Source organism: Methylobacterium sp. FW306-05-D (assembly GCF_058782155.1).
The window spans coordinates 1-7,558 of the sequence record NZ_JBYSXL010000124.1; the positions used below are offsets into that span (position 1 = coordinate 1).

Genomic DNA, 7,558 nt, shown 5'->3' on the forward strand with positions numbered 1-7,558 from the left:
GCGCGGACCGGGCGGTGGTGGAGGACCGGGCGGGGGCCCCGGCGGACGCTGAGGCGAGGCCCCGACCCGGGCCGCGACCTCTCGGGCCCTCGCGTCTGTCCTCACCCGAGCCGGTATCCGCCGCGCTCGGGAATCTCCTAGGGATTCGGAACACCGAGGGCGGCGCCGAGCCGCGCCCGGCACCGCGTCAGGCTCTGGAAGGCACGCCCGGAATCGCGCGCGAGGCGGATCAGGGCCGGGATCTGGCCCGGCGCACGGGCGATGGCGGCGAGCACCGCCAGGATGTCGGGCTCGCCGTCGGGCTTCAGGGCCTGCGCGGCGAAGGCGGGAATCGCGCGCTCGGCCGGGTCGCAGACGATGCGCAGGGCGGCGAAGGGCAAGCCGTGCTCTTCGGCATAGGCGGCCGCGACGTGGGATTCCATGTCGACCCCGGCGGCGCCGGTGGCTTGGCGCAGAGCCGCCTTGGCCGCCACGTCGAGCACTGCCGCATCGACGCCGGCCAGGATTCCCGCACGGACCCTCGGTCCCGGTCCGGCGGGCGTTTCGGAGAGACTGCGCATCCAGGCGGCCGCGATGGCCGGATCGGCCGGGTAGCGCCGCGCGGGGGTGACGATGGCGGACGCGACCAGCACGTCGCCCGGGACCAGGGCCGGGTCGAGCCCGCCGGCGATGCCGATGCTGACGACGGCCCGGCAGCCGGGCCCGGGGCGCGCGGCCAGCAGGGCCCGCAGGCGCTCGGGATTGCCGCCGGCCCCGACCGCGAGGACGCCGGGCCCGGAGGCGAGGCGGGCCTCCTTGGCGAGGCCGGTGACCGCCAGGACGGGGAGGGGGCCGGAGGGGGCGACCGTGCTCATGCCGTTGCTCGATCGCCCGCGACCCGGACCGTTCCCATCACGAGTCTCGGCATCATGAGCCTTGGCATCACCAGTCTTGGCATCACATGCCGAAGGCGACCTTGCGGGTGTTGCTGCGCTGGAGATTGCGGTAGCGCGCCATGGCCCAGAGCGGGAAGAACTTCGGGTAGCCGTGGTAGCGGAGATAGAACACCCGCGGGAAGCCCGTCGCGGTGTAGCGCTCCTCGGCCCAGAAACCGTCGGCCCCCTGGGTGCGGGTCAGGTAGTTGATGCCGCGCGTCACGGCCGGATCGTCGGCCTCACCCGCCGCCATCAGGGCCAGCAGCGACCAGGCCGTCTGCGAGGCGGTGGAGTAGCCGGGCTCGAAGGCCGGATCGATCTTGTAGGACGAGGCGTCCTCGCCCCAGCCGCCATCCGGGTTCTGGATGCGGATCAGCCAGGCGACGGCCTTGCGGATCTCCGGCGTGGCGGGATCGACCCCGGCCGCGTTCAGGGCGCAGAGCACCGACCAGGTGCCGTAGATGAAGTTCATGCCCCAGCGGCCGTACCAGGAGCCGTCCTCTTCCTGGTCGTTCAGGAGGTAGGCGACGCCGCGGTCCAGGGCCTTGGAGGTCTCGCGGGTCTCGCCGAGCTGCGCCAGCATCGAGACGACGCGGGCGGTGACGTCGGCGGTCGGCGGATCGAGCAGGGCGCCGTGGTCCGAGAACGGGATGTGGTTGAGGTAATGGTGGTTGTTGTCGGCATCGAAGGCGGCCCAGCCGCCGTCGCTCGACTGCAGGCCCTCCACCCACTCGCGGGCCCGGGCGATGGAGGCGCCGTAATCCGGCACGTCGGCCACGAGGCCGTGCTGGCGCGAGGCGCGGTCCATCGCCATCACCACCACGGCGGTGTCGTCGAGGTCGGGGAAGTGCGGGTTGGCGTACTGGAAGGCCCAGCCGCCGGGGCGCACGTTCGGCCGGCCCGCGGCCCAGTCGCCCTTGATGTCGAGGACCTGGAGGGGCTTCAGCCAGTCGAGGCCGCGCCGGGCCTGGTGCTCGGCGTCCGGGCCGCCGGCCTCGAGGAGCGCGTGGCCGGCGAGCGCCGTGTCCCAGACCGGCGAGAGGCAGGGCTGCACGTAGGCCTCGTGCTCCTTGACGACCACGAGCTTCTCGATCGCCTCGCAGGCGATCCGCACCTGGGGGTGCTCGGGCGGGTAGCCGAGCACGTCGTACATCAGCACCGTGTTGACCATGGCGGGGAAGATGGCACCGAGGCCGTCGTCGCCGTTCAGGCGCTCGCTGACCCAAGCCACGGCCTTGTCCATGGCGCGGGCGCGCCGCTTCTTCGGGAAATAGTCCTGCGTGACCTGCAGCAGCCGGTCGATGGTGCCGAAGATCGGCGTCCACGGCCAGGTGGCGTGGGGGCTGCCGGGCCAGGTGCGCACGGTCTGGGGTGGGGCGACGAACAGCTCGGGAATGCCGATGCCCCGGGGATTGCGGGCGAGCGGCTTCTTCGCCTGGATCACCAGCATGGGCACGATCACGCAGCGAGCCCAGTAGGAGACCTTGTCGAGGTGGAAGGGAAACCACTTCGGCAGGTGCATGATCTCGACCGGCATCACCGGCACCGCGCGCCACGGCACCTCGCCGTAGAGCGCGAGCAGGAAGCGGGTGAAGACGTTGGAATTGGCGGCACCGCCGCGCGACAGGATCGCCTCGCGCGCCCTGCGCATATGCGGCGCCTCGATCGAATCGCCGCTCATCTTGAGCGCGAAATAGGCCTTCACGCTGGCGCTCATGTCGAACGGGCCGTCATGGACCAGGGCCCAGCCACCGTGCTTGCCCTGCGTGCGCCGCAGGTAGTTGCCGATCTTGGCTTCCAGCTCCGGCGCGATCTCGGTGGCGCGGAACTGGTGGAACATGATGTATTCGGACGGAATCGTCGCGTCGGCCTCGAGTTCGAAGCAGAGGTGGCCGTCGTCGTGCGACAGCGCGGTCAGGGCCTGCGTGGCGCGCGCGATTCCCCGCTCGACGTCCTCGAGCGAGATCTCCTGAGTCTTGGGGCGCTGCAGCGCCTCGACCTTCTTGAATGCTTCCCGCATCGTCCTCGCCTCACCGGCCGCGCAGGCGGCCGCCATACCTCACGCCGCGCCGCGCGCTCGTGCCTGTCCGCACGTCCCGGTCCTCGTCGCGAGGGCCTGGGCGGCGGTCGTTCCCGAACGGATCGCTCCCTCGATCGTCGAAGGCAGGCCGGTCGCGGTCCAGTCGCCTGCCAGGACGAGGTTCTCGTGGGCCGTCACGGCGCCGGAGCGCCGCGCGGCCTCGGCGGGCGTCGCCGCGAAGGTCGCCCGCTTCTCCTTGACGATCTGCCAGCTTGGCAGTTCCGGCGCAAGTCCGGTCAAGGTCACGATCTCGGACCAGATCTGACGTCCCAAATCTTCACGCGGTACATCCAAGAGCCGGTCGGCCCCGCTGATGGTCACGGACAGACGATCCGGATAGGCGAATAGCCACTCCGTCATTCCATTCACCACGCCGAGAAGTAACGGCGATCCCGGCGGCGGGACCACGGCAAAGTGAGCGTTGACGATGGAGCGGTGGCTCTGCGGGGTCGGCAGGCCGGGGAGCAGATCGCAGGCGACCCAGGGCGGCAGGGCGAGGACCACGGCGTCCTCGGGTGCCAGGTCGATCGTCTCGTCGGAGAAGACGAGGCCGGCGATGCGGCCGTCCCCGAGGGCGAGGCTGCGCAGGCGGTGGCCGAAGCGCAGGTTCGCGCCGCGCCGCGTTAGGTAATCCACCGCCGGATCGACGAAGGCCGCCGACAGGCCGCCCACGGCCACCAGCGGCCGGCAGGCCTTGCCGCCGGCCCCCAGCGTCTCGCGCAGGATCGTCGCCGCGAGGCCGGTGTCGCTCTCCTTCGGGTCGGTGTTGAGGGCCGCCAGCAGCACCGGATGCCAGAGCCGATCGTAGAGCGTACCCTCGCAGGCCATGCTCTCCCCGATGGTGCCGCCCTGACCCGGGCCCTTGCCGGCCGCGGCCTTCAGGATGCCGAGGGGCGCGAGGTAGTCGCGGGCCGAGGTGCCCGGCACCCGGCGCGACGCCTGCAGGACCCACCAGGGTACGCGGCCGGCATTGGGGCGCAGGGTCCAGCGCTCGCCGGTCTTCAGGTCGGCGAAGGGGAAGGCCGCCTCGGCCGGGCCGGACAGCGCGCTCTCCGGCGCGCCGATCGTGCGCATGAAGGCGAGCGCGGAGGTGTTGCCCGACAGGAGGAGGTGGTTGCCGTTGTCGATGGTCAGGCCGAGGGTCGGATCGTAATACGAGCGGCAGCGGCCGCCGGCCTGCTTGGCCGCCTCGTGCACGACGACGCGCGCGCCGCGCTCCGCCAGCGAGACGGCGGCGGACAGCCCGGCGAGGCCGGCGCCGACGACGTGAACCGTTCCGGCCATCACAGGATTCCGTGCCGCAGGACGACGCCCAGCAGGGCGAGCTTGCCCGGCTTGACCCGGGCGCGGGGCTTCTCCCAGCCGCGGGCGAGCACGGCGTCGAGGTAGAGCCGGTAGGCCGCCGCCATCAGGCGCGGCGCCTTGGTCTCCTTGCGCGGGCACTTCGCGATGATGTCCCAGGTCGCCTGGTAATGGGCTTCGGCCTCGCGCGCCACGGCGATGCAGACCTCGCCGATCCGCGGATGGTCGATGGCCGCCTGCGGCGTCGGCGCGGTCAGGCCGATGGCGGCCAGCTTCTCGCGCGGCAGGTAGAGGCGATTGCGCGCCGCATCCTCGTCGATGTCGCGCAGGATGTTGGTGAGCTGCAGCGCGCGGCCCTCGTGATGCGCGAGGGCGATGCCCGCCTTCTCGGCGATGCCGAAGATCCGCACCGAGAGGCGGCCGACCGCGCTGGCGACCCGGTCGCAATAGAGGTCGAGGGTGGCCTCGTCGGGGGCGACGATGTCCTCGAAGGCATCCATCGCCATGCCGTCGATCACTGCCTGGAAGTCCTCGCGCAGGAGGCCGTAGCGGCGGATCGGGACCACGAGGTCCTGCACCCGCGGCGCCGGCCGGCCGGCATAGAGGTCGTCGATGTCGGCGCGCCAGCGGTCGAGTTCGGCGGCCCGTACCGGGGCGGGGCCGCCGTCGTCGGCGACGTCGTCGACCGCCCGGCAGAAGGCGTAGACCGCATACATCGCCGCACGGCGATCCGGCGGCAGCAGCCGCATCGCCGTGTAGAAGGAGGAGGACTTCGCCGGGAGCGCGTCGCCCTGCCGGGCGGCGGTCTCGGCCCCGGGGGACATCGTGGCGCTCATGGGCGGGCTCCCCCTGCCGCCTTCGCGGCCTGGGCCCGCAGGGTCCGGCCGCGCAGGGGCCGGCGGGCCAGGGTCGCGGCGATGCCGCCGAGGGCCGTGAGGGCGAAGGCGGCCTTGCCGTGATGCACCTTCTCGCTGAGCGGATCGCGCTCCATCAGCCCCTTGCACAGCACGACGGCGAGGCGGTGGATCGCGGCGATCTCCAGGCTGAGGCGCAGGTCGGCGATGAGGTCGGGCAGCACCGCACCCTCGTCGAGGAGCCCCATCGTGCGCCCGGCCAGTTCGGCGATCACGCCGCGCAGGGCCGGCGAGGCCTTGTCGGCCCCGAGTTCCGAGATCGCGGCGCCGTGGCTGTCGAGGGTGTCCTGCGGAATGTAGACCCGGTCGATCGCCTTGTAGTCCTTCCCGCAATCCTGCAGGTGGTTGATGATCTGGAGGGCGGCGCAGATCGCGTCCGACGGCCCCCAGACCACGCTGCGGTCCTCGCCGTGGACGTCGAGGACGTAGCGGCCGACCGGCATCGCCGAGAGGCGGCAATAGGCGATCAGCTCGTCCCAGTCGGCGTAGCGGTTCTTGCGCGCGTCGAGGCGGAAGGCGTCGAGCAGTTCGAGGGCGTGCGTCGGCGCGAGCCCACGGGCGGCGAGTTCGCGGCGCAGGGGCTCGGCCGCGGAATCCGTCGGCCGGCTGCCGGTGAGGTCGGCGGCCAGGGCGTCGAGGAGCGCGATCTTCCGCTCGGGCGAGAGGCCGGTATGGTCGGCGACGTCGTCCCCGGCGCGCACGAAGTCGTAGAACGCCAGGATGGCGCCGCGATGCTTCGGGTGGATCAGGTGGGACGCGACGGGAAAGTTCTCGTCGCGATAGCCCTTGCCGGTGCGGGCCTCGGTTGCCGTCTGGATCGTCGTGCTCATCACAGGCGTCCTTCCCGCCGGAACCAGGCGATCGCGTCGGACAGGCCTTCCGCGTAGGGCCGGGCGGTGTAGCCGAGTTCGGCGCGCGCCTTCGCATCGGAGAAGAACATCCGGTAGCGGGACATCCGGATGCCGTCGATCGTGGCGAAGGGCGCCTTGCCGGTGAAGCGGGCGATCTGCTCGGAGAGGTAGGCGATCGGATAGACCACGGCGCGGGGCAGGTTCACCGTGGGGGCCTTGCGGCCGACCATGCCGGCGATGTCGGCCAGCATCTGCGACAGGAGCACGTTCTCGCCGCCGAGGATGTAGCGCTCGCCGGTCCGGCCGTGGCGCAGGGCCAGCAGGTGCCCGGCGGCGACGTCGTCCACGTGGGCGAGGTTGAGGCCGGTATCGACGAAGGCCGGCATCCGGCCCAGGGCCGCTTCCAGGATGATGCGGCCGGTCGGCGTCGGCTTGACGTCGCGCGGACCGATCGGCGTCGAGGGATTGACGATGACCACGGGCAGGCCGTTGCGGGCTGCCATCTCCTCGACCACGCGCTCGGACACGACCTTGCTGCGCTTGTAGGCGCCGATGGCGGTGGCGGGGGTCAGGGGCCGGGTCTCGTCGGCCGGCGTGCCGTCGTCGTGCGGCTTGATGGTGGCGACGCTCGAGGTATAGACGATGCGCTCGATACCGGCCCGTAGGGCCTCCTCCATCAGGATCACGGCGCCGTCGCGATTGGTCGCGACGATCTCCTCCGGGTCCGGAGCCCAGAGCCGGTAATCGGCCGCGGCATGGACGAGGTAGCGCTGGCCCTGCAGCGCCCGCGCCACGGCCGCACGGTCGCGCATGTCGCCCTCGACCACCTCGACGTCGGTCCAGGTCAGGTTGGTGCGCGGCGAGGTGGCCCGGACCATGATCCGCACCGGGAAGCCGGCGTTGCGGAAGACGTCGACCAGGGCCGCTCCCAGGAAACCGCTCGCGCCCGTGATGAGAACCGGGCCGGCATCGAACGGGCCGGAAGGGGTCGCCTGTGGCATTTCTCTCGTAAGGGTCTGAGGATCTTACACGCGTGCACGGGCCCGAAACGGAGTTCGGGCTCGCGAATGGCGCGCTTTTGTCATCGAAACCGCCCACCGACAAGCGCAACGGAGCCACACCCGGGCTGCAAAGCCCGGGTGGCCCGCGCGTCGGCGCCGGGGCTCAGGCGAGGCGCAGGCGCCCCGACTGGCCGGCCTTCCGTTCGGGCAGGGTGTCCCTGACGGTCTTGAGGATGCCTGCAGCGTCGAGGCCGGCCTCGGCGTACATGGCGTCCGGGGTGTTGTGGTCCTGGTAGCTGTCGGGCAGCGTCAGCGTGCGCACCCGGACCCGGCCCGCATCCAGCGCGCCGCGCTCGGCCAGCAGGTGCAGCACCATCGCGCCGAAGCCCCCCACCGAGCCCTCCTCCAGCGTCACCAGGACCTCGTGGCGCGCGGCGAGATCCAGGATCAGCGCCTCGTCCAGCGGCTTGGCAAAGCGCGCATCCGCCACGCTCAC

The 7,558-nt window shown here is 71.9% G+C and carries 7 protein-coding genes; all 7 read right to left on the minus strand.

Annotated elements, in window-relative coordinates; translation table 11 throughout:
* Positions 1–137: 137 nt before the first annotated feature.
* Positions 138–854: a phosphorylase gene (locus AC3WLN_RS23045; RefSeq protein ID WP_492485181.1), complete on the minus strand. Its 717-nt coding sequence runs from the start codon at positions 852–854 to the stop codon at positions 138–140.
* Positions 855–936: 82 nt separating this feature from the next.
* Positions 937–2,934 (minus strand): squalene--hopene cyclase, encoded by a 1,998-nt coding sequence (gene shc, locus AC3WLN_RS23050; protein WP_492485183.1) that lies wholly within the window; start codon positions 2,932–2,934, stop codon positions 937–939.
* Between the two features lie 39 nt (positions 2,935–2,973).
* Complete coding sequence (gene hpnE, locus AC3WLN_RS23055) at positions 2,974–4,278, minus strand: hydroxysqualene dehydroxylase HpnE (RefSeq protein ID WP_492485185.1); 1,305 nt, start codon at positions 4,276–4,278, stop codon at positions 2,974–2,976.
* Positions 4,278–5,132 carry a presqualene diphosphate synthase HpnD gene (hpnD, locus tag AC3WLN_RS23060; RefSeq protein WP_492485187.1) on the minus strand — a complete coding sequence of 285 codons (855 nt, stop codon included), beginning with the start codon at positions 5,130–5,132 and terminating at the stop codon, positions 4,278–4,280. Before hpnD ends, hpnE begins: the two co-directional genes overlap by 1 nt.
* Positions 5,129–6,040 (minus strand): squalene synthase HpnC, encoded by a 912-nt coding sequence (gene hpnC / locus AC3WLN_RS23065; RefSeq protein WP_492485189.1) that lies wholly within the window; start codon positions 6,038–6,040, stop codon positions 5,129–5,131. The genes hpnD and hpnC overlap by 4 nt, the downstream gene beginning before the upstream one ends.
* Positions 6,040–7,062 carry a hopanoid-associated sugar epimerase gene (gene hpnA, locus AC3WLN_RS23070; RefSeq protein WP_492485191.1) on the minus strand — a complete coding sequence of 341 codons (1,023 nt, stop codon included), beginning with the start codon at positions 7,060–7,062 and terminating at the stop codon, positions 6,040–6,042. The genes hpnC and hpnA overlap by 1 nt, the downstream gene beginning before the upstream one ends.
* A gap of 163 nt (positions 7,063–7,225) precedes the next feature.
* Positions 7,226–7,558 (minus strand): transketolase C-terminal domain-containing protein (locus tag AC3WLN_RS23075; RefSeq protein ID WP_492485193.1); only part of this gene is annotated, 333 nt, incomplete at its 5' end.